Source organism: Sporosarcina aquimarina (genome assembly GCF_023715615.1).
Taxonomy (GTDB): domain Bacteria; phylum Bacillota; class Bacilli; order Bacillales_A; family Planococcaceae; genus Sporosarcina; species Sporosarcina aquimarina_A.
In genome coordinates, this window is the sequence record NZ_JAMBOM010000002.1 from 438,874 (window position 1) to 465,869 (window position 26,996).

General features: G+C 42.2%; 27 protein-coding genes, 1 pseudogene and 1 riboswitch. Of the genes and pseudogenes, 6 read left to right on the top strand and 22 right to left on the bottom strand.

Annotation, left to right across the window (positions count from 1 at the left end):
* The first annotated feature begins 192 nt into the window (after positions 1-192).
* Both M3197_RS09225 and M3197_RS09230 read left to right on the top strand, forming a co-directional pair.
* Positions 193-1,269 carry a type III polyketide synthase gene (locus M3197_RS09225; RefSeq protein WP_251660933.1) on the top strand — a complete coding sequence of 359 codons (1,077 nt, stop codon included), beginning with the start codon at positions 193-195 and terminating at the stop codon, positions 1,267-1,269.
* A 10-nt stretch (positions 1,270-1,279) separates the two neighbouring features.
* Positions 1,280-1,810 carry an isoprenylcysteine carboxyl methyltransferase family protein gene (locus M3197_RS09230; protein WP_251661047.1) on the top strand — a complete coding sequence of 177 codons (531 nt, stop codon included), beginning with the start codon at positions 1,280-1,282 and terminating at the stop codon, positions 1,808-1,810.
* A gap of 44 nt (positions 1,811-1,854) precedes the next feature.
* Here M3197_RS09230 and nhaC read toward each other — a convergent pair whose 3' ends face one another.
* The 13 genes from nhaC to M3197_RS09295 all read right to left on the bottom strand — a co-directional run bounded on the left by nhaC (position 1,855) and on the right by M3197_RS09295 (position 15,287).
* Complete coding sequence (nhaC, locus tag M3197_RS09235; RefSeq protein ID WP_251660936.1) at positions 1,855-3,255, bottom strand: Na+/H+ antiporter NhaC; 1,401 nt, start codon at positions 3,253-3,255, stop codon at positions 1,855-1,857.
* Between the two features lie 311 nt (positions 3,256-3,566).
* On the bottom strand, positions 3,567-4,328 hold the full coding sequence (locus tag M3197_RS09240) for a thermonuclease family protein (RefSeq protein ID WP_251660938.1): 762 nt from the start codon (positions 4,326-4,328) through the stop codon (positions 3,567-3,569).
* 184 nt (positions 4,329-4,512) lie between these two features.
* Positions 4,513-5,883: an FAD-dependent oxidoreductase gene (locus M3197_RS09245; RefSeq protein ID WP_251660941.1), complete on the bottom strand. Its 1,371-nt coding sequence runs from the start codon at positions 5,881-5,883 to the stop codon at positions 4,513-4,515.
* A gap of 242 nt (positions 5,884-6,125) precedes the next feature.
* The gene (gene arsC, locus M3197_RS09250) at positions 6,126-6,545 is read right to left on the bottom strand and encodes an arsenate reductase (thioredoxin) (protein ID WP_251660943.1); all 420 of its coding nucleotides are present in this window, start codon (positions 6,543-6,545) and stop codon (positions 6,126-6,128) included.
* Between the two features lie 26 nt (positions 6,546-6,571).
* Positions 6,572-7,867, bottom strand: a complete 1,296-nt coding sequence (locus M3197_RS09255; protein WP_251660945.1) for an arsenic transporter — start codon at positions 7,865-7,867, stop codon at positions 6,572-6,574.
* Between the two features lie 13 nt (positions 7,868-7,880).
* Positions 7,881-8,228, bottom strand: a complete 348-nt coding sequence (locus M3197_RS09260) for an ArsR/SmtB family transcription factor (protein ID WP_251660947.1) — start codon at positions 8,226-8,228, stop codon at positions 7,881-7,883.
* Positions 8,229-8,565: 337 nt separating this feature from the next.
* Positions 8,566-10,605 (bottom strand): catalase, encoded by a 2,040-nt coding sequence (locus M3197_RS09265; protein WP_251660950.1) that lies wholly within the window; start codon positions 10,603-10,605, stop codon positions 8,566-8,568.
* 71 nt (positions 10,606-10,676) lie between these two features.
* Entirely contained in the window at positions 10,677-11,036 is a 360-nt protein-coding gene (crcB, locus tag M3197_RS09270; protein ID WP_251660952.1) for a fluoride efflux transporter CrcB, read from the bottom strand.
* Complete coding sequence (locus M3197_RS09275) at positions 11,033-11,407, bottom strand: fluoride efflux transporter FluC (protein WP_251660954.1); 375 nt, start codon at positions 11,405-11,407, stop codon at positions 11,033-11,035. The genes crcB and M3197_RS09275 overlap by 4 nt, the downstream gene beginning before the upstream one ends.
* A complete protein-coding gene (locus M3197_RS09280; RefSeq protein WP_251660956.1) occupies positions 11,404-13,545 on the bottom strand; it encodes an ATP-dependent helicase in 2,142 nt (713 codons plus the stop codon). The genes M3197_RS09275 and M3197_RS09280 overlap by 4 nt, the downstream gene beginning before the upstream one ends.
* Before the next feature lie 130 nt (positions 13,546-13,675).
* Positions 13,676-13,855 carry a hypothetical protein gene (locus tag M3197_RS09285; protein WP_251660958.1) on the bottom strand — a complete coding sequence of 60 codons (180 nt, stop codon included), beginning with the start codon at positions 13,853-13,855 and terminating at the stop codon, positions 13,676-13,678.
* 92 nt (positions 13,856-13,947) lie between these two features.
* On the bottom strand, positions 13,948-14,475 hold the full coding sequence (gene lepB, locus M3197_RS09290; RefSeq protein ID WP_251660960.1) for a signal peptidase I: 528 nt from the start codon (positions 14,473-14,475) through the stop codon (positions 13,948-13,950).
* A 17-nt stretch (positions 14,476-14,492) separates the two neighbouring features.
* Positions 14,493-15,287, bottom strand: coding sequence for an alpha/beta hydrolase (locus tag M3197_RS09295; RefSeq protein WP_251660962.1), 795 nt, complete (start codon positions 15,285-15,287; stop codon positions 14,493-14,495).
* A 106-nt stretch (positions 15,288-15,393) separates the two neighbouring features.
* Here M3197_RS09295 and M3197_RS09300 point away from each other — a divergent pair, with 106 nt between their 5' ends.
* Entirely contained in the window at positions 15,394-15,906 is a 513-nt protein-coding gene (locus M3197_RS09300) for a gamma carbonic anhydrase (RefSeq protein ID WP_251660964.1), read from the top strand.
* A gap of 54 nt (positions 15,907-15,960) precedes the next feature.
* On the opposite strand, the gene metK is transcribed toward M3197_RS09300, so the two are convergent.
* Positions 15,961-17,166, bottom strand: a complete 1,206-nt coding sequence (gene metK / locus M3197_RS09305; RefSeq protein WP_251660967.1) for a methionine adenosyltransferase — start codon at positions 17,164-17,166, stop codon at positions 15,961-15,963.
* Between the two features lie 196 nt (positions 17,167-17,362).
* Positions 17,363-17,479, bottom strand: a riboswitch (SAM riboswitch).
* 167 nt (positions 17,480-17,646) lie between these two features.
* On the opposite strand from metK, the gene pckA reads away from it, so the two are divergent.
* Complete coding sequence (gene pckA, locus M3197_RS09310) at positions 17,647-19,233, top strand: phosphoenolpyruvate carboxykinase (ATP) (RefSeq protein WP_125102413.1); 1,587 nt, start codon at positions 17,647-17,649, stop codon at positions 19,231-19,233.
* A gap of 529 nt (positions 19,234-19,762) precedes the next feature.
* Here the strand turns inward: pckA and M3197_RS09320 are convergent.
* The 7 genes and pseudogenes from M3197_RS09320 to M3197_RS09350 all read right to left on the bottom strand — a co-directional run.
* A pseudogene (locus M3197_RS09320) lies at positions 19,763-19,934 on the bottom strand (transposase); the annotation flags it as partial.
* A gap of 301 nt (positions 19,935-20,235) precedes the next feature.
* Positions 20,236-21,024: an alpha/beta hydrolase family protein gene (locus M3197_RS09325; protein WP_251660968.1), complete on the bottom strand. Its 789-nt coding sequence runs from the start codon at positions 21,022-21,024 to the stop codon at positions 20,236-20,238.
* On the bottom strand, positions 21,014-21,469 hold the full coding sequence (locus M3197_RS09330; RefSeq protein WP_251660971.1) for an NUDIX domain-containing protein: 456 nt from the start codon (positions 21,467-21,469) through the stop codon (positions 21,014-21,016). The genes M3197_RS09325 and M3197_RS09330 overlap by 11 nt, the downstream gene beginning before the upstream one ends.
* A gap of 33 nt (positions 21,470-21,502) precedes the next feature.
* On the bottom strand, positions 21,503-21,853 hold the full coding sequence (locus M3197_RS09335) for a transposase (RefSeq protein ID WP_251660973.1): 351 nt from the start codon (positions 21,851-21,853) through the stop codon (positions 21,503-21,505).
* Between the two features lie 36 nt (positions 21,854-21,889).
* Positions 21,890-23,233 (bottom strand): NAD-dependent malic enzyme, encoded by a 1,344-nt coding sequence (locus M3197_RS09340; protein ID WP_251660975.1) that lies wholly within the window; start codon positions 23,231-23,233, stop codon positions 21,890-21,892.
* 132 nt (positions 23,234-23,365) lie between these two features.
* Positions 23,366-23,539 (bottom strand): putative motility protein, encoded by a 174-nt coding sequence (locus tag M3197_RS09345; RefSeq protein WP_251660977.1) that lies wholly within the window; start codon positions 23,537-23,539, stop codon positions 23,366-23,368.
* Between the two features lie 61 nt (positions 23,540-23,600).
* Positions 23,601-24,050: a Dps family protein gene (locus tag M3197_RS09350; protein ID WP_251660979.1), complete on the bottom strand. Its 450-nt coding sequence runs from the start codon at positions 24,048-24,050 to the stop codon at positions 23,601-23,603.
* Positions 24,051-24,153: 103 nt separating this feature from the next.
* On the opposite strand from M3197_RS09350, the gene yidD reads away from it, so the two are divergent.
* The gene (gene yidD / locus M3197_RS09355) at positions 24,154-24,381 is read left to right on the top strand and encodes a membrane protein insertion efficiency factor YidD (RefSeq protein WP_251660981.1); all 228 of its coding nucleotides are present in this window, start codon (positions 24,154-24,156) and stop codon (positions 24,379-24,381) included.
* A gap of 92 nt (positions 24,382-24,473) precedes the next feature.
* Positions 24,474-25,448: a metal ABC transporter solute-binding protein, Zn/Mn family gene (locus M3197_RS09360; protein WP_251660983.1), complete on the top strand. Its 975-nt coding sequence runs from the start codon at positions 24,474-24,476 to the stop codon at positions 25,446-25,448.
* A 56-nt stretch (positions 25,449-25,504) separates the two neighbouring features.
* Here the strand turns inward: M3197_RS09360 and M3197_RS09365 are convergent, their stop codons facing one another.
* Positions 25,505-26,953, bottom strand: coding sequence for an o-succinylbenzoate--CoA ligase (locus M3197_RS09365; RefSeq protein ID WP_251660985.1), 1,449 nt, complete (start codon positions 26,951-26,953; stop codon positions 25,505-25,507).
* Positions 26,954-26,996: the final 43 nt, after the last annotated feature.

The following is a 26,996-nucleotide window of genomic DNA, read 5'->3' on the forward strand; positions in this document are numbered from 1 at the left end:
ACTAATCCTCTCCTTTAGTTGGTTTATGTTGGACGGTAATAGCCAATTAGTGTTCTTCCGTAGGTACTTGTATGCTGCCTTGTTCTAATAAGGGTACAAGACTCCTCATCGCTTTCTCATTTATTGTTTAATAACGTTTACACGATCTTGTTATAGGAAATTAGTGAACTAAAGACAATAGGAGGTCCACACATGCCCCAAATCGTATCCGTAAGCACACATTTACCACCTAATCTTATTAAGCAGGAAGAAGCAGTTGAATTATCACGTTCGGTTTTCAGTGGACGTTTTAAAGATATTGAACGGCTGTTAACTGTGTTTCAAAACGGTGATATTGAACAACGCAATGTCTGCATGCCACTCGATTGGTATGGGCAAGCCCATGATTTTGAAGAGCGTAACGAATTGTACATATCACATGCGATTGAATATGGCACAGCTGCAATCACTGCGTGCCTCGAATCCAGTATGCTAGATCAGAAAGTAGACTATCAAGATATTGATGCCATTATTTTTGTTTCGAGTACAGGCATTGCCACCCCTAGTATCGATGCACGTATTATGAATAATCTACCCTTTCGAGATGATGTGAAACGTATTCCTTTATGGGGGCTTGGCTGTGCTGGTGGCGCTTCCGGGCTAAGTCGTGCCAATGAATTTTGCATGGCGTATCCAGAAGCGAATGTACTCGTCCTTGCAATTGAATTGTGTAGTCTGACGTTCCAGAAAGACGATTATTCAAAGAGTAATCTCGTCGGTGTCTCGTTATTTTCAGACGGAGTCGCTTGTGCACTTATTGCTGGTGATCAATCCAAGTTACGTTCGAAGCAAGTCCGCCCTTCGATTGTTGCTACGACGTCCAAGCTGATGCCTGATTCTGAAGACGTCATGGGATGGGATGTAAAAAATAGCGGATTATACGTCGTCTTCTCCAAAAGTATTCCTGTCATCATCAGTGACTGGCTTGGACCGTTTGTTCATCAATTTTTAAACAAGTACAACGTCACAGACAAAGACATTTCCCATTTCGTCGCCCACCCTGGAGGAAAAAAAGTGTTAGAAGCGTACGAAGAGGCGCTCAACTTCAATAGTTCAATGACTGAGATATCAAGGAATGTATTACGGATGAATGGAAACATGTCGTCCCCCACGGTTCTTTACGTATTGAAGGAATTCATGGAAGCAAAGCCTGCACAAGGGGAATATGGTGTGCTCGCTGCCCTCGGTCCAGGATTTTGTGGGGAACTTCAACTGCTGAAATGGGAATGAGGTGGATACATTGTTCTTCTGGATTGTTATTTCAATCGTCATTCTTCAAAGACTCGCGGAATTAGTCATTGCTAAAAACAATGAGAAACGGATGAAAGCTCAAGGGGCATACGAAGTCGGTGCGAGTCATTACCCTGCTATTGTACTACTTCATACCGCCTTTTTTGTTTCCTTACTAGTAGAAGTACTCATCCGAAAACCAGAATTATCTCCAATCTGGGGAATTTTATTGACGATATTTTTGTTAACACAGGTGTTGCGGGTTTGGTGTCTTGCTTCACTCGGAAAGTATTGGAACACTAAAATTATCATTCTTCCAGGTGCAGATGTTGTCATGAAGGGACCTTATAAATTCATCAGGCACCCTAACTATGTCATCGTTGCAACAGAAATCCTTGTCCTACCCATGATATTCGGTGCTTATTTCACGGCTATTACTTTCACTTTGCTAAATGCCTGGATGATGTCCGTCCGCATCCCGCAAGAGGAACAAGCATTGAAAGACGCGACCAACTACAAAGAAAAGTTTTCATTAGAATGAACAAAAGCAGTGGCTCAAGTTTCGGTGCCACTGCTTTTTATATGTTAGGAATGGGATTCTTTTGCGGAGTCTTCATACGTTAGCGTTTTACCGAACAGGCTGAACAGAACTGTTAAAATTGGTGAAAATAGACAGAAGAACGCAAATCCGAAATAATCGCCTACAGGCACGCCTAGGACATCTGCAATGAATATCCCGCACACACTCCATGGGACAAGAGGGTTGACGACGGTCCCTGCATCTTCCATAACCCGGCTCAGGTTTTTGCTTGCAAGTCCTAATTTCTTAAATTGACCTTGGAATGCTTGACCTGTTAGTAAGATTGATAAATATTGTTCACCAATCAGTACGTTGATGCTGATAGCAGTTAACGCAGACGCTCCAATTACTGAACTTGCAGAACGTAAGGATTGCTCCACTGTTGCAAGTAATGTTTGGACGATTCCTAGCTTAAACAACAATCCGCCCATAGTAAGCGCTAAGATGACTAGTGTAATCGTGAAGAACATGCTGCTAATACCACCGCGAGTTAGTAAACTGTCTACCGCTTCGACACCTGTTTCGGACTTGAACCCATCAAACAAGATTGCAAAAACTTGAGAGACACTATATGCATGTAAGGCACATCCGATTACGACTGCTGAAGCTGTGCTTGCCGCCAACGTCAAGAGGGCTGGGACTTTCATTAGTGTCAAAACAATAAGTACTACTAAAGGCAAGAACGAAATCCAGTGAACGAGACCGGTTTCCTTAAGTGCCTCCTGAAACGACCGGATTGTATCCAACTTAGCATCCCCTGCTGAGGGTGAAAGAATCGCAAATATCCCAAACGAGAGAACAAATGCCGGAACGGTCGTCCACATCATATTGCGAATATGGGCGAATAAGTCAACTCCGACAATTGAGGAAGCCAAGTTCGTTGTATCGGATAATGGAGACATTTTATCCCCGAAGAATGCACCTGAGACAATCGCACCTGCAGCAATCGCAGGTGATAGACCGAGTACGCCTGACATACTGAGCAACGCTACGCCTACTGTTGCAACAGTTGTCAACGAGCTCCCGATGGATATCCCGATAATCGCGGTTACTGTGAACGCAATCGCGTAAAAGTAGGACGGGGTTATGAGTTGAAAACCAGCATTGATCAGGCTCGGAATCGTTCCGCTCATCATCCAGCTACTTATGAGCATCCCGATGAAGAAGAACAAAAATACTGCGCCCATCCCGGCTCCAGATCCTTCTGTCATCCCATCTTGGATATTGCGGTATGATACTTTTTTGACTAGTCCATATCCGATTAGAAGTAAAATGGATGCCAAAATCGGTAAATGTGGAACAGCTCCAAATCCGATAATACTTGCACTAATCATGCAAATGATCACAGCAATCAGTGAGATGGACTCTGTGAATGTGGGTTTGAGTAATGGTTGAATGTGAAACATGACGATGTCCTCCTCGGTTTTTGCGTACAAAAAAACTCCATTCGTTCCCTAAAACAGGGACGAAGGAGTTCTCCGCGGTACCACCCATGTTGACAAGCTGACATCGCTTATCCACTTCATTGGATTCAAAGATTGCTTGTTGACGTAATTCACGAACGAAGTGCCTGGACTTACACCGCCTATCCAGTCTCTGGTTGCTGCTATCTTCGTTCACTACTGCATCATCACTTTGAATGACTATTTACTTTTCGGTTTGAATGATTATTGAAATCTTACCATGACTTTTAAGTTTGTCAAGTCATCCATTTTAATTATCTAGGTTCGCAAGCGACACCGTCTTTGTCTCCATCCATTCTTTCACTGTAGGCAGGATGAGCTTTTTTCACACCAGTTGGATAGACTTTCCGAAGTTCGGTACAATTTGCAAACTGTTCGGTAGGTTGTGTGGAGGGATTTTTCGTATCAGGATTTGAAGTAGTCTCACCTTTAACAGGATAGGTGTCACTGTCGAATCCACGATCAGTTGCATAATCTTCTAACGTCCAAATTCCAATGCCTTTTTTCTTTGCTTCGTTTTGAACTTTTTCATATTCATCCAGATGACGGGTGTTCGGTGGATACACATAAGCAACTCGAGCTAGCCCTTCTTCCAGTAACTTCTCTTGAACGCTTTCCCCGTCTATGTAAATATAGGCAAGTAATCGACCGTATTTATCATACTTTTGCCCAATATCGAACTCAATCTCCAACTTTCCACTATTCATCAGTTCTTGGTTACGTCGCTTCGCTTCTTCTCCGAAAGGTTGTTTCCCTAGTCTTGGATGGTTTGTCTCTGGTGTATCTATGAGTAAGTAACGGACGTTCGTTTCATTCCCCTCAAACATGATTTTAATCGTATCGCCGTCAATCGTTTTGACTAACTCAACTGGGATTAGACCTTCACGTGTAGGTGTTGCATCTTCTTCTTGAAAGAAAAAATAATAGGCGCCTGCGAGAAGCACAGCAATTATTAGTGCAGATAGACTCCCCTTAGTTTTACTCGTTTTTTTCGATCTTTGTGCCATTTTGTTCATTCCTCACTCAATTCGTCATTCTTACAAGTTTAGCAGGTTGTGAAAAGATTGAAAAGCAGATGTCTCAGAGACATCTGCTCTTTCAAATTTTAGTTTCTCAATTTCACAACTAAAAGCAAATAGGTGGAAAACAATCCTACTGATAAACAACTCCATGACCTACCCTCATCGTGAGTTCACTACTTTAGCAACTTCCGGCTGTAGCACCGCAACAAGTCTCATCCTTTTTTGTAGATTCTAAGTTTATACTACACACACCGGTCTCGGGCAAGTCTAGTTCCACATTCTTCGCGGATTCAAAATCTCCTGTCAGATAGGCTACAACTGATCGTACTTGTTCATAACCTGTCGCCATTAGGAAGGTTGGAGCACGTCCATAGCTTTTCATGCCAACGATGTATAGATTTTTCTCAGGTTGTCTCAACTCCTCTTCACCATGTGGTCGAACCGTCCCACAGCTGTGGAGGTTTGGATCAATTAGTGGAGCTAGCATACTAATACTCTCAGTTGCTGCATCAATATTTATCCTTACTTCACTTAAGAAAGAAAAGTCAGGGCGACTCCCCGTATTGACGATTAGCTCATCAAGTCCTTCAATTGAAAAGCTTTCTCCCTTTAAGTCTCCATTTAGTTTCAAAGAGCTTTCATTTTTCTCTACACTATGGATTCTAAAAGGTGTGTACACATGAACACGTCCTGAATTAACTAATTGATGAATGCGCGATCCAAGTTCCCCCCGTGCCTGAAGGGCATCCTTCTCTTCGCCACCATATGCTTCTTCCACACTATTTTTACGAAGAATCCATGTTATTTTTAGATCAGAATGTTTTTCATTCAGCTCGGATAACTCCAGAATCGTATTGATTGCGGAATGTCCACCCCCGATGACAGCCACTCTTTTTCCAATAAACCTTTCATACTCATTACCATTAATGTTCGGAATGCCATAAAATACCTGGTTCTCAAAAGACTTCTCTTCCTTCGTCCAAATACCAGTGGAATTCATGGGATTCGGTTGTCCCCATGTTCCTGTAGCATCAATAACTGCTTTCGCTTCGATCTGCTTTGTTTGACCCTGAGTTTCAATATACAGCACAAAAGGAATGTTCTCCCTATTGGCTGATTTCATTTTATCAAACCCTTTTCTACTAATAGAAATCACCTTAGTATTCAGTCGAATTGAAGGTCTGATTTGTGGTAATTCAGCAACTTGTAGTAGGTAATTTTCCACTAACTCATTGCCAGTTGGGAGCACTTCAGGAGTTGGTGTATCCCATCCATTTTCTTCAAGTAACTCTCTGGCTACCTTATCGATATTATATTGCCAAGGCGAAAACAAACGAACGTGACCCCACTGTAAAACATGATGTCCTACACTTGGACCGGCTTCTAAAACGATAAAATTCTCTCCTGCCTTCGCTAGGTGGGCGGCGGCGGCTAATCCAATAGGACCAGCTCCTATGATAGCAATTGGCAGCGACGAGTGTTCTTTTCTCTTACTTTTAGTAGTTATTGGTAATTCAGCACTTGAACAACATGCAGTTTGAGTTTTCATGATAATACCTCCACGTATTATGTAATAGTTTTCCTTTTAGTTCGAGTAGAACGGGGATTTACAACCGCCATCAATCCAGAACCTTATCATTAAAGGAAGTAAAAGGAACAGAAAAAGGTCTATTCAATTGTTCGATTAGAAATTCCACTATAATAGCCATTTAACCTTTAACATAAGCTCATAAATATATACTTATATGTCATGCACAATAAAAATCGCTAGACGTCTCCGCGGCCTATAACTTATTTACCCGTTTTAGCGAACACTTCTATCCTTGCACCTATTTCATCTCGTACATGCCTGAAGAATGCCCACTTTTCTTCATCTGTTCCTTTTGCTTTTGCAGGATCATCAAATCCCCAATGCTCACGATGTACATGAGGTGGTGTCATTGGGCATTTGTCAGCAGCATCTCCACAAAGAGTTACAACAAAATCCACACTATTTAAGATTTTAGGATCAATAATATCCGAAGTTTGACTTGAAATGTCAACTCCAATTTCATTCATAGCTTTAACCGCATTCAGATTTACTCCGTGTGCTTCAATGCCTGCACTGAGAACTTCCCAGTCTTCACCAAGAAACTTTTTTCCCCACCCTTCAGCCATTTGGCTACGGCATGAGTTACCTGTACATAAGAAATAGACTGTTTTTTTCAGCATTACTGTCATACTTTTCTTTTTTCATATTAGACTACCAATAGCCACACATAGAGACCCATTAATGTAATAAATAAAGTAGGGATTGTTAAGATGATACCGATTTTGAAATAAGTTCCCCAACTGATTTTAATACCTTTTTGCGAAAGGACATACAACCATAAAAGAGTTGCGAGTGATCCAATTGGTGTGATTTTCGGACCGAGGTCAGCTCCAATCACATTCGCGTAAATTAAAGCTTCTCGTATTGGACCAGAAGTCGTTGTTTCCCCAATCGCCAAAGCATCGATCAAGACAGTGGGCAAATTATTCATGATGGAGGAAAGGAATGCTGCTATAAAGCCCATAGACATCGTTGCGGTAAATAAGCCTTGGTCGGCAGCCCATTGAATCACATCCGCCAATACACTCGTTAAGCCAACATTTTTCAAGCCGTACACAACTACATACATGCCTACAGAGAAGAATACAATCGCCCAGGGTGCCCCTTTCAACACTTGTTTCGTCTGAACCGCTGAACTCTTTTTTGCCATGTACAAGAAGAATAGGGCTACGATTCCTGCAACAAATGAGACTGGGACTCCGATAAATTCACTTGTGAAGTAACCGATTAGTAAGATGCTAAGAACACCCCAAGAAAGTCGAAACATCTTGTGATCTTTGATCGCTTCACTCGGTGTTTTTAGTGCAGAAACTTCATAGTCGCCAGGAATACTTTTACGAAAGAATAGATATAGCACTAGAATACTCGCTACTAAAGCAAACAGATTCGGAACGATCATCCTAGATGCATACTCTACAAATCCGATATCAAAAAAGTCAGCGGAAACGATATTCACCAAGTTACTCACAACAAACGGCAAGGAGGTCGTATCTGCTATGAATCCACTAGCGATAATAAAAGGAAAAATCATTTTCTCATTGAAATTCAAGTTCCGGACCATCGCTAGAACAATCGGTGTCAGTATTAAAGCCGCGCCATCATTTGCAAATAATGCAGCAACGATAGCACCTAAAATACTAACGTACACAAACATACGAACTCCGCTTCCCTTAGCGAATCGTGCCATATGAAGAGCGGCCCATTCGAAGAAACCGATCTCATCTAATATTAAAGAGATTATAATAATAGCAATAAAAGCAAGCGTTGCATTCCATACAATACCTGTTACATCGGAAACATCCCCAAAGTCAACTACACCCAGGAGTAAAGCGATCAGGGCACCGATACAGGCAGACCAGCCAATAGACAAATTTTTAGGCTGCCAAATTACAAATATGAGTGTCACAACAAAAATCAATGATGCGATAAAGACTGAAACCAATGTACGCTCCTCCTTAATTGCAAGAAATGCGCAATCCTTGCTCTTCCAATTCAACAACCAATCCATTTTGTTCAGGTAGATGATTCAAGATACTTTGAACAAAAGGATAGTCTTCGTGCTCGTTGTTTATCGAGTAAAAGATCCATTGTCCTCTACGTTCTTCTTTCACCAATCCAACATCTCTTAGTTTCCTTAGGTGCTGGCTGATAGCAGGTTGACTCATCTTAAAGATTTCAACGAATTCACACACGCAACAATCATGTGTTTGGAGCAGCTTCATCATTGTTAAACGGGTTTTGTCTCCAAGCAACTTGAAAATTTGTGATGCTTTATACAATTCTACTACCTCTGATTCGTTCACCTTTCATCCCTCCAAGGCTTTTCCACATTATATAATCATATACTTATATACGCAAGTGTATATTTTTAAACCACAAAAAAGGACTGCTACATGGCAGCCCTGAAAAATCCAAGGTCTATAACTTTAGAATTATATCCACCTTGTTAACATTATTATTTGTATCCTCACCAGCTTCTTGTAGCGTTGCAGGTGGAAATACCATTGCCCCTATTTATAGTTTTTAGCGTAATCCTTCTATCTTGCTTTTCTTTATACAAATTACTATTTGTTACAATGTCTTCTGGACTGTGAAGCGAATGAAAAGCAGCTGCCCAATGGACAGCTGCCTCTTCGTATTTTATCGATCCCAGTGACGGTGTTCTGCCACTGCATTCACAAACTGTTGTGCAAAGTCATCATTCTTAGAAGAGATAACCCCCGCTGTCATTTCCACGTTGGAATTGTCTACAAATTCTTGACCTTTTGATAAAATCCCAATCGGTTTAAAATGCTTATACGTTTCGTTCAGGAAGTCAATCGTATCCATTTTGAACTTCTGTGGATTTTCAGCATCGCCCCCTGCAACGACAATTGCATCATACAGAACAGCGTGCATCGTCAAGAACGTCTCGTCCACCTCTGCTTCCAACCCATTTGCACCAGTTACCATTCCATATTTTTCGCTAATTAAATCCACATTCATGCCTGCATTTAAACAAGCTTCCACGATGGTTTCCACTTCAGAGTCATCGAATTGGTTGCCAATTAGGACGCCTACTTTACGTGTATTCGGCAACTTCGCTTTGTTCTCTTGGCTCAATGCAGGTGAACTTTTCGTAACCGTGCTTTCCTCACTGGCATTTGGTGCATGTACACCTACTGCATGAGCAACAGCAGAAGCCAATCCATTATCTACATGACCAAACATATCTACGACTTGTTGGCGTATATCTTTGCTTTTCACTTTTCCTACTTCAAAGCTAAATGCTTCCACAATATGTTTTTTCTCTACAACCGACATACTGTTCCAGAACAATTTTGCTTGAGAGAAATGATCTTTGAACGAATCACTACGGGCTGCAATTTTGCGTCCGTCCACTTTTTCCTGATAGTGAACGTATCCTCCCTCTTCTTCAGTAGAAGTCGATGGCGTATTATCTGCTAACGAATTCTTATGATAGGCCACCTGACCTGTATTGATGGTCTGACGGCCATAACCATCTCGCTGATTATTATGGAATGGACAAACCGGTCGATTGATGGGCAGCTCATGGAAATTCGGTCCACCAAGTCTGATTAGTTGTGTATCTGTGTACGAGAACAAACGACCTTGCAACAACGGATCATTCGAGAAGTCAATTCCCGGTACAACGTGTCCTGGATGGAAAGCAACTTGCTCCGTTTCCGCAAATACATTATCAACATTTCGATTCAATGTCATTTTCCCGATGATTTTAACGGGAACATCTTCTTCTGGCCATAGTTTCGTAGGATCTAAAATATCGAAATCAAAGTCAAATTCCTGTGATTCCTCGATGAGCTGAACACCAAGCTCCCATTCAGCATAGTCTCCATTTTCAATCGCTTCCCATAGATCTCTTCTATGGAAGTCCGGGTCTTTCCCGCTGATTTTCTGAGCTTCGTCCCAAACAAGGGAATTTACACCCATTTTCGGTTTCCAGTGGAACTTGACGAAGTGGGATTTGCCTTCTGCATTCACGAATCGATACGTATGTACACCGAATCCTTCCATCATGCGCAAACTACGTGGAATTGCTCGGTCTGACATATGCCACATGACCATATGGGCAGACTCTTGATTATTCGCAACAAAATCCCAAAATGTATCGTGTGCCGATGCTGCTTGAGGCATCTCATTGTGAGGTTCCGGCTTTACAGCGTGTATTAAGTCCGGGAATTTAATAGCATCTTGTATAAAGAAAACCGGCATGTTGTTTCCTACAAGATCATAGTTTCCTTCGTCCGTGTAAAACTTCACTGCAAATCCACGGACATCCCGAACCGTTTCTGCAGATCCTTTGCTTCCTGCCACTGTTGAAAAGCGAGTGAAAACAGGTGTTTTCTTACCTGGAGTTTGTAAGAAATCCGCTTTTGTATACTCACTCATTGATTCGTATAATTCGAATTCTCCATGAGCTGCATAACCTCTCGCATGGACGATTCTTTCAGGGATACGTTCATGGTCAAAATGGGTCATTTTTTCACGGAAGTGGAAGTCTTCCATGAGTGTCGGCCCCCGTGTTCCTGCTTTTAAGGAGTGTTCATCCTCTGACACTTTCAAGCCTTGGTTTGTTGTAAGAGATTTGTTTTTGTCGTCTGTTCGAAATGTTTCGAGTTGACGGTGTTTTTTGTTTTGTTCTTCACTTTGATTTTGCAAGCTTGTCCGCCTCCGTTCAAGAATATCAGTCACAAGTCTATTCCCGAACAGGGGCTTCTTAAACTGTTACTCTAGAAAAAAGTACCACCAATATATCCCACATAGACAAATGCAATTCCAAAAATGATAGAACCCAACAAATACACCACCGACTTTGCAAATTCTTGAAGACGCGCCATAGCTACTATTTCTTTCACCCAAGTGGAAAAGGTCGTTAATGCCCCTGCTACGCCCGTTGCTAGTAAAAAAGTTAGTGATGATGAAAGTTGTAATCCAACTACGAGACCGATGAGGAGACAACCTAGCAAATTGACTACAAGTGTCCCATATGGAATAAGTGAGTTAGTATTCAATTTTTTTGATACAAAATAACGAATGATTGCACCTGTGAATCCCCCTGCCGCAACAGCTACTAAATCTACCCACGTCATCCTTGCTGTCCCCTTCCGCCAAGTTGAATTCCGAGTGCGCCTGCGAATAATCCGAATAGTAGACTACAAGCCACATATAACAACGCGATTTCAACGTGAGATTGCATCAACGTCAACGTCTCATAACTAAAAGCCGAAAATGTTGTAAACGAACCTAGAAAACCGACTGTGATGGCATCATATGTCGTTTTGTTCACCAACGTCCAATGCATTGTTTTTTCAACCAAAAAACAAAGAATGAAAGTCCCAACAATGTTCGCCACAAATGTTCCTACAGGAAATCCATTTGTCAATGGAACGAGCATTCCGATGAGAGTCCGTGCTAACGCTCCTAATGCCCCAGCGGCTCCGATCGCGAGTATCGTTCTCATAGGTCAGCCGTCTCTAACATTCGCTTTTCCAGTACCGGTTGTAGCGCTAATCGCTTCGTTGCAGTAGCAAACCTAATTTCGATGGACTCCGCGCTTACTTCTATGATTTCTCCTTTACCAAAAACTCGATGTTTGACAAGTGCACCTGTTTCTAACTGGTTGAGGTCTCCAATTCCATTCGGATTTACCGCAACAGATTTTGGTGCTGACTTCACCAAGCTACTCGTTGGTTTCTTGGAATCAGTGCGTTTCGGCAACAAAATCCCTCGAACTTCATTCACAAATTTCGAGTCTTCTTTCGACTTCCCGTCTTCCGAGGAGTAGGACAACAATTCTAGGCGTTCTTTTGCCCGAGTCATGCCCACATAAAATAAGCGTCGTGCTTCTTCTAACAATCGTGTATCTGTGAGGTCTTCCTCCGAAGGAATGGTGCCTTTAACAAGGTCAATCATAAACACCCGTTTAAACTCCAATCCTTTGGCACTATGGAAAGTCGATAGCGTCACTGCTTGTCCAACAGGCTCTCGCTTTGCTTCCTGCACGGCTTCTTCAAGCGTTTTCAGCTGTTCCGCAAATTCAATCATCGTCCTCGTTTGTTCAGCAATTCCTTCTAACGTATCTAAAATCCCTTTCAAACTGTCTGCACGGTAGCCGAACTTCGTCGACATACTTAGTAGACTTTCTTCATAACCGAGTTCGTAGCGAATCATACGGATGATTTGTGCAGGTCGCATATCAGGGATTTTTTTGTATACCTCTCTATACGCATCAAGTTTCCTCACCTGACTGTCTTTTAAAACCGCCATCCCTTGAAATGCTTCGAACACATTCCCCTCGATTGTACTTCGTTCGAACTGCTGTAAGATCGATTTTGAAACAAATAATTGCATTTTTCCCGCGACCTTTGCAAAAATATCTTTTCGTTCCAGATTGAAACTAAGCCGCATGAAGTTGAGAATATCTTGTACAACCCAATGGGAGAAAAACTTATCATCAGCATCTTTCATGTAAAATGGGATGCCCCGACGGTGTAGTTCATTAACAAATGGTGTAGAGGACGCATTATTCCTAAACAGGATTGCCACTTCACTTAAATCCTCTTCAGCAAGCAGTTCGTATGTGACATACTCTAGTTGTTGCTTCGAATTATAAACACGTCTAAGTTGAATTGCCCCTCTTGAACCGTTTTCCGTATGCATCTTTTTATCCCAACGCTTTTTATTTCGCTTAATGAATGTTGCTGACGTGGTCACGATTTCAGATGACGATCGATAGTTTTGTTCCATATACAAGAGCTTGGCTTCAGGATACACAAGTTTGAAGTCCATTAAGTAATCAGGATCCGCTCCCCTCCATGCGTAAATTGATTGGTCATCATCAGCAACGACACACAAATTTCCATGCATGGCTGTCAGGTGTTCTACAATTTTGTGCTGAACGAGTGAGGTATCTTGACTCTCATCAGTTAGGATATAGTCATATTTCGATTGGAATTCTTCAGCAAGATTTTCATCCGTTCGCATAGCTTGTTCAGCTGTTAATAAAAGATCATCAAAGTCGAGCAATGTGGTTTCGACAGACACATTCTTTACCGTTTCATACTGACGTGCTATTTTCGCCGCTTGCGGAAATGGCTCATCCTTTTCCGTCCACTTTTCTGTAGGGACCATTTGGTTCTTCATTAAACTAATATAGGTTGATAATGAGTTCAACTGATCTTCTGTTGCATTTTCCTTTAGCACATGACGACAAGCCGCTTTCAAAGCATTCTGCTTAGGATATCCTTCAAGTAATGTGAACTGTCGCCCTTGCTTTGCTATCCACTTTTTAGAAATCGTAAAGGCTAAGCTGTGAATCGTAGAAAAGTCTGCAGCAGGTAATTCCGGAAACAGTGCAGAGAACCGTTTCAGCATATCCCTCGCAGATGCTTTGCTGAACGTGATTGCTTTAATACGTTTTGGTTTGATCCCAAGTTCTTCTATTAAGTACCCGATGCGCATAATAATGGTTGTCGTTTTTCCAGAACCTGGACAAGCCAGGAGAAGTAGTGGGCCATCCGTTGTCAGCACCGCTTGTTTTTGCACATCGTTCAATTGGATATTCAGCTGTCTTTTTTTACGTTCAAAAAAATCTTCCATGTACATCAAATCTCCCTTAATAATACGTTCTTTTAAACTTATCATAAAACGCGGTCCATGAAGACTAGAACGAAGTAAAAAAACCTCCGCATAATTTCTGCAGAGGTTTGGTAGTGGCTTTGTAGAAAAGTTAAAAGCCACCTGTTTCCAGCCGATCGTTTTGCAAATCGACCTTCTTTTTTGCACTTCCTGTGTAAGCAGTCGACGCGACTTCGTCGGTTCGTCGTTGACCGTCCGTGTATTCCGTTCCAGACATGCTATCTGTCTGTTGTTTCTCTCGTCTGTCTTTGCCTGTTTGCTTTTCAGTCAATGCCGCCACTCCTTTTCTAAGGTGTCTAATGCTAGCATGTCTCAAAAGCATTTGGCTTAGTCAGGTGAAATATTCCTTTTCAGAACAGATGATTACTTAGGATTCCCGATTTCATTAAATGGATAAAAGCGGAATTTCACTTTACCAACTACAGATTCTTCATCTATACTACCGAAGATTCGGCTATCCATACTGTTTGCTCGATTATCTCCCATAACAAACAATTGACCTTCAGGGACGTTTACCTCGAAGTCCTGTGTCAATTTCTGCCCTTCTGGAAGTGCTGCTTTGTTTGAATCCAAGTAAGGTTCTTTATACTGTTTTCCATTAATAGATAGCACATCATTTTCCATTTTCACCGTATCACCTGGCAATCCGATTATTCGCTTAATGAAATCCTCTTCGGCATTTGGCGCATGGAATACAATCTTATCAAAATGCTCAAGTGATGATATTTTCGAAATGACTACTCGATTATGATCGTGATACGTCGGCTCCATTGACTCCCCTGACACAATGACAGGTGTAAATAAGAATTGCCGTACGATGAATGCAACAAGTACTGCGACAATCAAGGACTTCCCCCATGACCAAAATTCTTTCTTTGACTCAGCTTCCATAGTTGACCCTCCGTTTATCAATTTTCAATCACGTATCCGAGTGATCGTAAAACATTGTCAATGAACGACCTTGTATATAATAAGACCTCTTCACGTTCCGGTTCATGATAGACGTCATGATATAAATGACGCCACTCCTTATACTGAAACTCACTTAGATTTTGACGTTTCATCCACTTCTTCGACTCCGCAGTATCTGTCATCCGATCCTCTCCAGCAATGTGTAGGAGCACTGGTACATCTTGTATCGATTTCTCTGTCTGAAGAGTGCCTTTCATGAATGATGTGAGTTCTTTGTACCATCCACCCGTCATAACTGATCTCACGTCGGATGCATGACGGGTTTTCGGACGCTCTTCAGGGTTTTTAGTGAGCATGTCATAGGTGACACCATGATCCAACTTCATGGAAGATGCTAACCGTGTCAGCATCGATGAAAATTTTGGTGGATGATGAATCAGAGATAACCAAGGTGAACTGATGACGAGTCCTGCGCATTCAATCCGTTGCCGCTGGAGTAAATGGATCATGACCGTTGCGCCTAAACCATGTGCCAAGACGATGACAGGTACACTTTCTTTCAATCCAGCATCTATCATTTTTTTCACAAAATCCACATACGAATCGAATGTCTCATCATGTGGTGTACCTTTCTCATCAGGTCCATGTCCAGGTAAATCACCTGTAATTACGTCAAATCCTGAAGTACGTAATCTTTGTATCAGCCATGCATATCGCTGATGGTCTTCGTACGCGTTATGTACAATGACAATGACTGCTTTTGCTTGTCCGTCTGCTTCCCATTTCCACATAGCGCTTCCCTCCATTTATTTCAATACTTTAAACTCCTTTTTGTACAAGGTCCTAAAACTTTGATAGGATTATTATACATCAATGTACAACAAGGAGGACATTTTCATGATTGTTCCATATAAGGATGTTTGGCCAGACATCGATGAAACCGTTTTTGTTGCCGATTTTGCTGTAATTAGTGGAGATGTTACAATTGGTGCTGATTCTTCTGTTTGGTTTAGTACTGTCATTCGTGGAGACGTTGCACCGACACGGATTGGTAAACGCGTTAGCATTCAAGACTTATCTTGTCTCCATCAAAGTCCTAACAACCCGTTAGTCATAGAAGATGACGTCACAATCGGTCATAAAGTTACGTTACATAGTTGTACGATTAAAAAAGGAGCACTAGTCGGGATGGGGTCAATCATTCTCGATGGCGCCGTAGTCGGCGAGGGTGCCTTTGTAGGTGCAGGCAGTATCGTTCCTCCAGGTAAAGTCATTCCACCAGGTATGTTAGCACTTGGATCCCCTGCAAAAGTCGTTCGTGAAGTAACAGAAGAAGACCGGGCAGATATGAAAAGAATTGTTGAAAGCTACGTAGAAAAAGGTCAGCATTACAAACAACTTCAAGACTAAGCTGTAAATAAGAAAAGCAAGGGTGCTTAAATCGGCTCCCTTGCTTTTTCGTAATTATCCTTTAAGTTGACGAACTTCTTCTTTCAATGCGGAAGCCTTGTCTGTACGTTCCCAAGGTAGATCGATATCCGTTCTACCGAAGTGACCGTAAGCCGCTGTCTGCTTATAAATAGGACGACGTAAGTCAAGCATCTTAATAATCCCCGCTGGGCGGAGATCGAAATGATTTCTGACAAGCTCAACAAGATGACTTTCAGAAATATCACTTGTCCCGAATGTATCTACAGAAATTGAAACAGGCTTAGCGACACCGATTGCGTACGCTAGCTGCACTTCACAGCGATCCGCTAATCCTGCAGCGACAAGGTTTTTCGCTACGTAACGTGCTGCGTATGATGCCGAGCGATCGACTTTAGTCGCATCTTTTCCAGAAAACGCTCCGCCACCATGACGCGCATAACCGCCATACGTGTCAACGATAATTTTACGTCCTGTAAGTCCTGCATCCCCTTGAGGGCCACCTATAACAAAGCGCCCTGATGGGTTGATGAAATACTTTGTTTCATCATCTAGCAAGTTCTTTGGAACGACAGTGTCAATGACATGTTGTTTCACTTCACGCTGTAATTGCTCAAGTGTCACTTCAGGATGGTGCTGCGTAGAAATAACAATTGTATCGACACGAATCGGTTCGTTCTTTTCGTTATATTCAATCGTTACTTGTGTTTTTCCGTCTGGACGTAAGTAGTCAAGTGTCTCTTCTTTTCGTACTTTTGTCAGTTGACGGGAAAGTTTGTGAGCCAGGCTAATTGGTAGAGGCATCAATTCTTCTGTTTCGTTGCATGCATACCCAAACATGAGACCTTGGTCGCCAGCACCAATGGCTTCTAGTTCTTCGTCATCCATCAAGCCTTCACGTGCTTCGAGTGCACGATCGACACTTGCTGCGATATCTGGCGATTGTTCATCAATAGAAGTTAGCACGGAAGACGTTTCAAAATCGAATCCGTATTTCGCACGTGTGTAGCCAATTTCCTTTACGGTTTCTCGAACCACTTTTGGAATATCGACATACGTAGTCGTCGTAATTTCTCCAATAACGAGAACTAATCCTGTTGTAATTGTCGTTTCACACGCTACGCGTGCGTTCGGGTCTTCCTCGATAATCGCATCCAGAATCGCATCTGAAATTTGGTCACACATCTTATCTGGATGACCTTCTGTTACCGACTCAGATGTAAACAGTCGTCGATTTGTCATATGATTTCCTCCTTCAGCCGCAAGTTTCCTTACAGCGAACTCGTGATACGGTACTCTCGTTTTCCCAGTTTTCGTCCCGCGCCTGAAGAGAAGCGTCGTTCAACGTTCACAAGGATAAAGGCAAACATATAGAAAAAGCCTTCCACTCACGTATTGCATACATGAGGAAAGGCATGAGTTTCATAGGCACCTTTCACTCTTATCGTCCAGGGTTCCCCCCTGCTTCAGGTTTGGCACCTTTTCATAGACAAGGACGTCCATGCAGGTTGCCGGGCATCATAGGGCCTGTCCCTCCGCCGACTCGGGATAAGAGTATCCGTTCATCTATCCATGCTACGAGAAAACGCAGTTCTTGTCAAATTTTTTGGAGCTCTCACTTGAGTTTTGAATTAGTATAGTTTATTATTCTTAATGTGTTATACTAATTCAAAATAAGACAGCCCCACAAAAGGGCTTTAATGAAAAGGACGGTATCTACCTATGATTTCAGCGAAAATAGATAATGGACTCAAAGAACTTCTTTCTGGTACTAATATTACATTACAGCCATCTGTACCTGTATTAGTCGAAAAAGCAGTTTCCCGAGGCGAGGCTACGCTTTCAGCAGATGGAGCCGTTACAGCGCAAACCGGGAAGTATACCGGCCGTTCCCCTAAAGACCGTTACATAACTGAAGAAGCTACTTCTAAAGATAAAATTGACTGGGGTTCTGTGAATCGGCCAATTTCAGAAGTTCACTTCGACAATCTATATAAGAAGGTTTTAAACCACCTTCAAGCAAAAGAAGAACTATTTGTATTTAAAGGATTTGCAGGAGCTGACAAAGCTTCACAACTTTCGATCCAAGTTATCAACGAATTTGCTTGGCAAAACCTTTTCGTTCATCAGCTCTTCATCCGACCTACTGAAGAAGAATTGAAGATGCACGAAGCTCAGTTCACGATTCTTGCAGCACCATCATTCAAAGCTGATCCTGCTGTTGACGGCACGGATTCAGAAACATTCGTCATCATTTCACTTGAAAAGCGTATCGTGCTAATCGGCGGTACTGAATATGCCGGAGAAATGAAGAAATCAATTTTCTCTGTTATGAACTACTTACTTCCTGAAAATGGAATACTTTCTATGCACTGTTCAGCAAACGTTGGTGAAAAAGGCGATGCTGCACTCTTCTTCGGATTATCAGGTACTGGTAAAACAACACTTTCTGCTGATGCAAACCGCAAACTGATTGGTGACGATGAGCATGGTTGGTCTGATCACGGAATCTTCAACATTGAAGGTGGATGTTACGCGAAGTGCATCAACTTATCACCAGAAAAAGAACCTGAAATCTTTGGTGCCATTCAATTCGGTACAGTTCTAGAAAACGTGGTACTCGATACTGAGTCACGCATTGCTGATTACGATGATACTACATTAACTGAAAACACACGTGCAGCATACCCGATTGAGAATATCGACAACATCGTTCTTCCATCAGTTGCTGGACACCCAGAAACTATCATTTTCCTAACAGCTGATGCGTTCGGCGTGTTGCCTCCAATCTCGAAATTGACGAAGGAGCAAGCCATGTATCATTTCCTAAGTGGGTTCACATCGAAACTTGCTGGTACTGAGCGTGGAATTACGTCACCAGAAGCTACATTCTCTACATGCTTCGGTTCACCATTCCTACCACTACCTGCAACAGTTTATGCGGATATGCTTGGTAAGAAGATCGATGAGCATGGTTCTCGCGTATTCCTTGTCAACACAGGATGGACTGGCGGCGTCTATGGCGTTGGTAAGCGTATGGACTTGAAACACACACGTACAATGGTTCGCGCAGCATTATCCGGAGAATTGGATAACGTAGAAACAGAAACTTCAGCAACATTCGGACTTCAGATTCCAAAACAAATTGAAGGTGTTCCTAGTGAAGTATTGAACCCACGTAACGCTTGGAGCGATGCATCTGAGTATGATGCAAAGGCTAAAGAACTTTCACAACTATTTAAAGACAACTTCAAAAAGTTCGACCAAGTTTCTGAAGAGATCATTCAAAAAGGCGGTCCGATTATTTAATAGCATCAAAAAGAACCTTACAGACTGGAAGGTTCTTCATTTTCAAACTGTAGATAAAAGGGATGGGAATCGATTTGATTTCCTTCCCTTTTGTCTTTTAGCATAGTTGTCTCTTAAAAAGAAGGATAACGGGCCGTTGATCTCCGTTCCGGATTGGCGCTTTCCGGGGGCTTGCCCTCAGCCTCCTCGTCGCTTCGCTACTACGGGGTCTTCAAAAACATGTGCTCCTAACGCTTCGCTTTTACTCGCAAAAGCTGTTCTTCGTCACAGCTTTCGCTGATCCCCAGGAGTCGCCGTCCTGCACTTCGATCAACTGAATTTCTCATGAGACGTTCACACCATTCAATCAAAGAATGCAACCGGAATGCTACATGTCCAGCTGGCAAGACTAACTAGATGTAGCAGAAGACTTGAGACACCGGTATGAAATCAAAGAATTCTATGGAAATGTATAGAGACCGCTGAACACGTTTTTGTGGATGCCAAGGAGAAGCATGGTATGCGATGGACACCCCTAAGAGGGCTTAGTGTATAGAATAAATGACATTTTATTAAGTACAACTGGATCTATGCTGGGTCTCCCAAATAGGTATATGTAGTTCTCCAACCTATTGATAAATGAAGGAAAAATCAATTGCTGCCTCTAATTTAAGAACCAGACGGTCTTGCGGAACTAACTGTTCAATCGTAAGCATTTCCATTTGTTCTTGTTCATTAACTTAATTCTTCATCATCATTTCTATCACCTCATTTGATAGTTGGGAGATTCTGTTGATTGTAGCGGAGAGCGGCGACTCCGGAGGGATTAGCGAAGCTTGAAGACCCTGGACTGAGCAAAGTGAGGGAAGCGGTTGAGAGCAAGCCCCTCGGAAAGCGTCCGCTCGAAGCGAAAATCAACTTTTCATAGATTATCCTATTGTAAAAAAAGACTGTAGGTAAACTCCATAAATTCTGGAGTTTGTCTACAGTCTGAAGAAATTTCCAAACAGGAAGTTTCTTTTTTTATGGATGAGCGCACATCCACTTGGTCAGATCCCTAACAATTTGCGCATTATGCCACGATGGGAAGTGGTGGGTATAGTCTTGGAAATACCATGTTTCATAAGTTTTCTGATGTTCCCGAAGTGCGTCCTCTAACATGATGGCTTGTTCAAACGACACGTTTTCATCCTTCATGCCATGAATGATGAGTACGGGAGCATCGATTTCTTCCACTCTGAACAACGCTGTTCGTTCCCGGTATGCATCAGGTGCACTATTTGGAGATCCACCGATTACACGCTTCATCATCCGACGCATATCTTGTCGTTCCTTATACGTAAAGACAACATCTGATACACCTGCCCAGTGCACTGTTGATGTAATATCATCACGTAAAATTGCCGTCCAGAGCGCCATGATACCACCCCTTGAGAACGAAAACAAATGAACCCGTCCTTCTTTCCATTTAGGGCTTTGCTTTAATACATCGACCGCATTTACCGCGTCTTGAAGATCCGCACCAGCAAATTCATCTCTTCCTTCTCCACCACGATTTCCGCGATAATAAGGAGCAAATACAACAAATCCCTGGCTGGCGAACTGTGCAACGCGAGCCGGACGCGCCATCCCGACGTGCTGGATACCGCCTCTCAAATAAATGAGCCCTTCGTAGCTACCTGCTTCTCTCGGTTCAGCAAGCATCCCTTTTACTTTTAATCCGTCTGAGAAATACGTGATTTCAGTAAGTTCTACTAAAGGATTCGGTGATGGATAGGCTCGCTTCGAAACGATCTGAGCATCATTGTACATGCTGCTCCACCCAACTTCTAAGTTCACTCATCCCTTTATCCTTCATATGGAAGCTAAGCGTATCGCAACGATCTAATTGTACGCCGGTTAACCAAAGAGCTCCATCTGTTTCAAAACGTTCTGCGTCTTCGTCAATATTGGCAACATCTGCGGTAAACACTGCCTTGCAAAATGGAGGTTCGGTATATACGACGTACTCAGCAAATTTCACTAAATTCTTAACGGTTACCCCTGTTTCTTCCATTACTTCTCGGATTGCAGCGTCTTCTATCGTTTCACCCTGTTCTGCTTTGCCACCTGGAAATTCCACTCCGCGTATCTTATGAGTGGTCAGCAACCACTTACCTTCGTGCTTAAGCACAACAAGGACGTGACGCGCTTCTAATTCTTGTTCTCCAAAAATGAGTTCCACACGACTGCCTTTGAGATCGTCAAATGTTAACATCGCTTGCACACCCTATCTAGCTGATCTACCCATTTACATGTTTCCTGCACCTTTATAATTCACAACTGGCTGACGGAAAAATGGGAGTTGTTCAATGAACGCTTTTGATTCATCATCTGTAAATTCATGGATGAGCGCATACATTTTGTATAAGCGCAGGTCTACGTTATGATTATCCCGGTCATAATGATAAGGCACATATGGTAAATGGGATCTCAGAAAGTTTGTAAATTCTAATTCATGCGTCTGATCAAACAAGTGATGAAAAACTTCAATGTACTCCTTTGGAATAGTTACTACATATTCGTAAGGTGAATCGAATTTATGGATATTGATCTGTTTATGAGCGACTGATACATACATTGTGAATTTTCCATCTGCCAAAGTAATCCCATCCTTTTTTAAAGTAGTATGGACTACTTAGGCATGAGTATGTGCATGAGTTTTCAACAAGCTTGAATTCGCTACTTTTTCAACAGCATCCGCAACATTTTGATGGACATTCGGGTCTAACGGATGTGGCACGAGATCACCTGGTTTCGTTGAATCTACAATAGCAAGTGCAGCTGCAATTAGCATGTCATACGTAATCTTAGTCGCTTTTGCATTTAATGCACCTCGGAAAATACCTGGGAATCCAAGAACATTATTCACAAGTCGTCCATCTGCTGCAAAAGCAGCGCCTGCTGCAAGCGCAATTTCAGGTTGAATCTCAGCGTGTGGATTGGACAATGCTAAAATAATCTGACCTGGACGAACCATTTCTGGTTTGATCAGCCCTTGTACACCGGTTGTCGCAATAACAATATCACTAGTAGCCATAATCTCTTCCAACGATTTAGCAGGTGAACCACCGTATTGCACAAGGCGCTCTAACGCTTGTTCATTCATGTCAATACCTTGAATCTTTTTAACCCCGTAGGCCATCATCATTCGACTGATTGCAAGTCCGGCTGCGCCCAATCCGATTTGACCTACAACCGAGTCTTCCAATTTCACCCCTGCTTGACGACAAGCAGAAAGGGTTGAAGCGAGCGCAACTACCGCAGTTCCGTGCTGATCATCGTGCATAACAGGAATATCGAGCTCAGCCTTCAACCGTTCTTCGATTTCGAAGCAATGTGGTGAGCCAATGTCTTCTAACAGAATCCCACCAAATCCTTGATGGATATGTTTCACGGTTTCTACAACCTGATCAGGGTCACTTGTATCGAGTAAAATTGGAATTCCACTAATACCTGCAAATTGGTCGAATAATACTGCTTTCCCTTCCATTACTGGCATTCCTGCTACAGGTCCGATATTTCCCAATCCTAAAATAGCTGTTCCGTCAGTTACAATCGCCACAGTATTTGAAATACCTGTAAAAAATTGTGCTTGTTGAGGATCTTTTTCAATCACTTTGCACACATTCGCAACCCCCGGCGTATAAACACGACGTAAATCGCCAAGCGAGCGGATTTCAACTTTGCCTTTCATATGTATCTTACCGCCTTCATGTGCACGCAGCACATCATCGGAAATCGCCTGTACTTGAATCTCATCACCAATTGCATTGATAGCTTCGACAATTTTCTCCAATTGCTCAACGTCGTTACATTGTACAGAAACATCACGGATTGTAGTCAATGTACCAACTTTTATAGTTTGGATATCACCTATATCACCTTCTAGTTGGCCAATCGCATACGCTACTTTTGCGAAGTTACCAGGTTTTGAAGGGGTTTCAATAATCAAATTCCTTAGATAGGGTGTATTTGTCATACTAATTTCTCCTTTTTCTAAATCGAATAGTCACAGTTTAGTCACAGACCTATTTTACACATCACCTATCAGTTGTTCAATAAAATAGAAAAAAACAATGCATCCTCCCTAAATAGAAGGGTGCATTGTCAGTTACGCTTTGATATCTACTGCTGAACCTTTAAAAGGATGAGCGGCATCAGGCAAGGATTGCAACATTTCAGTTGCTGCAGATGCATTTGCAGTCATTGCTTTGTCCAAAATCGATAATTGTACAGTCGATTGAAGACTCCGCAATTGGCTAGACATGATGGATGAAATATCCAAAACAATCAGCTCCTCTCCTCTTATTTATCGGCCAGAGTAGATCGTCATGAAGGATTATTTCTTAATTGTTATCTTCACCAAGAAATGCATTCAACATCCATTGATGCTTTTCAATCCCTTGATAGATCGCATTTAACAAATCCTCAGTCATGAAGTCCCCTGCATCTCCAGCTAATTTCATACCCGTTTTCAATGATTTCATAATCGCGTCAAAATCATTTACGATTGTTGACACCATTTGCTCAGCTTTTTCACTGCCGTCCGCTTCTTTTACAACTGACTCAGACAGATGTTCTTTCATTGTAGCCGTCGGTTTTCCGCCAAGAGTCAGAACGCGTTCTGCAATATCATCCATATGTTGCGTAGCTTCGTCGTATAGTTCTTCGAATTTAGCGTGCAGTGTGAAGAATTGCTTTCCTTTTACATACCAGTGGTAGTTATGTAATTTTGTATACATGACCGACCAAGTGGATACTTGTGTGTTCAATTCTTTGATTAATTCTGTTGACATAATGCAACGACCTCTTTTCTATGAATTTTGTCTAATACTTCTCCCTGTTATTTTACCACCGAACGGTTTAAACTAAACGTACAATACTTTAGGAGCGATTTACATGAAAAAGCTTGTTTTGTTACTCATTCGCTTTTATCAAAAAATGATTTCGCCACTTACTCCACCCTCTTGCAGATTCTATCCTACCTGCTCGCATTATGGAGTCGAAGCCGTTGAAACCCATGGTGTCGTTAAGGGAATGTGGTTGACAATTGTCCGAATTTCAAAGTGCCATCCTTTTCATAAAGGTGGATTCGACCCTGTTCCTACCAAGAAAGAAAAAATCTAATAACTCTTTTAGTTGTCAAGTGCTTCTTCATTTAGTATGATGAAGAAGCACTTTTTAAATCGTAATGATTACGTATTGGAGGATTTAGGTAGATGACACGCAAACGAATACTAATAGGACTTCTTCTTCTCACGCTCGTACTTGGGGCTTGTGGGAAAAAAGATGATTCCAATGGAAGTAAAGCAGACGATGGAAAACTCGACGTATATACAACAGTTTATCCACTACAATATTTTACACAACGAATTGGTGGTGACACAGTGTCTGTAAAATCGATTTATCCAGCAGGAACCGATGAGCACTCATTCGATCCGACTCAAAAAGAAATGATGAAGCTGGCTGATGCAGATTTGTTTTTCTATGTGGGGCTTGGACTTGAAGGCTTTGTAGAAAATGCAGAAAAAACATTAAAAAATCAACACGTCACATTACTTTCGACTGGTGATCATATCGATTCCACAAAGCTAATGGAAGGTCATCATCATGATTCGTCAGATGGAGATGAACACGAACACAGTCATGAGGGCGAAGAGCATTCAGAAGGCACTACCGATCCCCATGTATGGATTTCTCCTGTTCTTAGCTTGGATTTAGCTAAAGCTGTTCGAGATGGCCTCACAGAGCAAGCTCCAGAGAATAAAGAACTGTATGAGAAGAACTTTGAAGCTTTGAAAAGCGATTTAGAATCGCTGGATAAAGAATTTGCAACAATGGCAGATCAGGCAACTTCAAAAAAATTCTTTGTTTCTCATGCCGCATTCGGCTATCTAGCTAATGAATACGGATTAGAGCAGATTTCCATTGCTGGTCTCAACACACAAAATGAGCCATCCCAAAAGGAACTCGCCCACATTGTGGAAGAAGCGAAAGAGGCTCATGTTAAAACGATTCTCTTTGAACAAAACGTGAGCTCTAAACTGACTAAAGTCGTCCAAAATGAAATTGGTGCAGACTCCGCCATTCTTCATAACTTGTCTGTTCTGACGAAAGAGGATGTTGCCAACAATGAGGATTATTTCTCGTTGATGAAACGCAATATTCAAGTGTTGTCTAAAGCACTAAATTAAAAAGCTAGAGGTTGGAGGGGAATATTGCCCCCTTTCTCCTCTAGCTTTTTTTGTCTTTAATTATCCATAGTAAACCTTTCGCGAAGTTCCTTCCTCATTAATTTGTTCGATGCGTTTCGAGGTAATTCATCGACAAATTGAAAGGTTTTCGGAACTTTATAAGACGCTAGCCTAGTTTGACAAAACTCGCGAAGTCCTTCAACTGTAACCGCTGATCGCAGAACGATAAACGCTGCGGGAACTGCTCCCCATTCATTGCTTGGCATTGCACATACGCCTGCCTCTACCACTTCTGGATGCTCCACAAGCACTGACTCTATCTCCGCAGGATAGATGTTCTCCCCACCTGAGATAATTAGGTCAGAACGTCTATCTGAGACAAATAGAAAGCCTTCATCATCGAAATACCCGATATCCCCAGAATGCAGCCAGCCATTTTGCAATGCTTGAGTGCCAGTATTCTTTCCAATATATCCTTTAGTGACGTGAGGCCCCTTAATGAGAATTTCCCCTTTAACAAATGGCTCTTTTGCTCCGTCAATTTGGATATCCGTGAAAAATAATGGTTTTCCTGCTGATCCTGGCTTTCGTAATGCATCTTCAGCCGAAAGCGTTGCTGTCTGTGAGCTAGTTTCTGTCATACCGTACGTTTGCAATACAGGGAGTCCACATTGTTTTGCACGCGTTAAATAGCTAACAGGAACGGGACCGCCACCGGCAAGAAGTGTGCGGAATTTTGGATGGACAGACAACTTGTCGTTTTCAATAACTGTTAGTAACCGTTGAAGTGTGACCGCCACAACAGACATTCCCGACACACGTCCATTACTGATTTCATCAGCCGCTACTGCAGCGTCAAATTTGTCAAACAACCTCACTTCGGAGCCATACAAAACGGCTCTCGCTAAAATAGAGAAACCACTAATATGGAACAGAGGCATCATGTGGAGCCATGCATCTCCATCATGTAGGCCGCTGTTCAAAACAGCAGATAGCGCACTTGATGTATGATTTTGTGCAGTTTGACGAACCCCTTTTGGAAATCCTGTCGTTCCCGATGTGTACATAATCGTTAGCGTCCGATCTTCTTCCCATTCTTGCTCCAGTTGCAAAGATTTCGGATCCAGCTTAAGAAATTCATTATAAAAAATACTCCGGCATGCTTGGTGTTCGGCTACTTCGCGAAAAGCTTCTTCACAGACGAGCAATTTCGATTGTGAATCTTTTAGCTGATACTCGATTTCCTCTGCTGTCAGTCTTGCGTTCAGCATGACCATTTCTACACCTGCAAGCAAACAGCCATGGATTAACATCGCCATTTCAGCAGATGTTCCTCCGAGTAATGCAATACGGCTACCTCGTTCAAGTCCAAGTGAACGGAGTTTCCCTGCTCTATCCAATGCCTCTTCTTTCAGATGAAGATAAGACCATGTTCGGTCTTGAAAGGTCAATGCAGGTGCATGAGGCGTCAATGCAGCACGTTTTAATAACCAATTCGGAATCATTTTGTACCTCCTTTCCATAAAGAAAAAACTGCCTAATAGGCAG

Coding starts and splice junctions, on each gene's coding strand:
- M3197_RS09225 (WP_251660933.1), top strand. CDS start 193: ATGCCCCAAATCGTATCCGTAAGCACACATTTACCACCTAATCTTATT.
- nhaC (WP_251660936.1), bottom strand. CDS start 3,255: ATGTTTCACATTCAACCATTACTCAAACCCACATTCACAGAGTCCATC.
- M3197_RS09240 (WP_251660938.1), bottom strand. CDS start 4,328: ATGAACAAAATGGCACAAAGATCGAAAAAAACGAGTAAAACTAAGGGG.
- M3197_RS09245 (WP_251660941.1), bottom strand. CDS start 5,883: ATGAAAACTCAAACTGCATGTTGTTCAAGTGCTGAATTACCAATAACT.
- arsC (WP_251660943.1), bottom strand. CDS start 6,545: ATGCTGAAAAAAACAGTCTATTTCTTATGTACAGGTAACTCATGCCGT.
- crcB (WP_251660952.1), bottom strand. CDS start 11,036: ATGACGTGGGTAGATTTAGTAGCTGTTGCGGCAGGGGGATTCACAGGT.
- M3197_RS09275 (WP_251660954.1), bottom strand. CDS start 11,407: ATGAGAACGATACTCGCGATCGGAGCCGCTGGGGCATTAGGAGCGTTA.
- M3197_RS09280 (WP_251660956.1), bottom strand. CDS start 13,545: ATGGAAGATTTTTTTGAACGTAAAAAAAGACAGCTGAATATCCAATTG.
- lepB (WP_251660960.1), bottom strand. CDS start 14,475: ATGGAAGCTGAGTCAAAGAAAGAATTTTGGTCATGGGGGAAGTCCTTG.
- M3197_RS09295 (WP_251660962.1), bottom strand. CDS start 15,287: ATGTGGAAATGGGAAGCAGACGGACAAGCAAAAGCAGTCATTGTCATT.
- M3197_RS09300 (WP_251660964.1), top strand. CDS start 15,394: ATGATTGTTCCATATAAGGATGTTTGGCCAGACATCGATGAAACCGTT.
- metK (WP_251660967.1), bottom strand. CDS start 17,166: ATGACAAATCGACGACTGTTTACATCTGAGTCGGTAACAGAAGGTCAT.
- pckA (WP_125102413.1), top strand. CDS start 17,647: ATGATTTCAGCGAAAATAGATAATGGACTCAAAGAACTTCTTTCTGGT.
- M3197_RS09325 (WP_251660968.1), bottom strand. CDS start 21,024: ATGTACAATGATGCTCAGATCGTTTCGAAGCGAGCCTATCCATCACCG.
- M3197_RS09330 (WP_251660971.1), bottom strand. CDS start 21,469: ATGTTAACATTTGACGATCTCAAAGGCAGTCGTGTGGAACTCATTTTT.
- M3197_RS09340 (WP_251660975.1), bottom strand. CDS start 23,233: ATGACAAATACACCCTATCTAAGGAATTTGATTATTGAAACCCCTTCA.
- M3197_RS09350 (WP_251660979.1), bottom strand. CDS start 24,050: ATGTCAACAGAATTAATCAAAGAATTGAACACACAAGTATCCACTTGG.
- yidD (WP_251660981.1), top strand. CDS start 24,154: ATGAAAAAGCTTGTTTTGTTACTCATTCGCTTTTATCAAAAAATGATT.
- M3197_RS09360 (WP_251660983.1), top strand. CDS start 24,474: ATGACACGCAAACGAATACTAATAGGACTTCTTCTTCTCACGCTCGTA.
- M3197_RS09365 (WP_251660985.1), bottom strand. CDS start 26,953: ATGATTCCGAATTGGTTATTAAAACGTGCTGCATTGACGCCTCATGCA.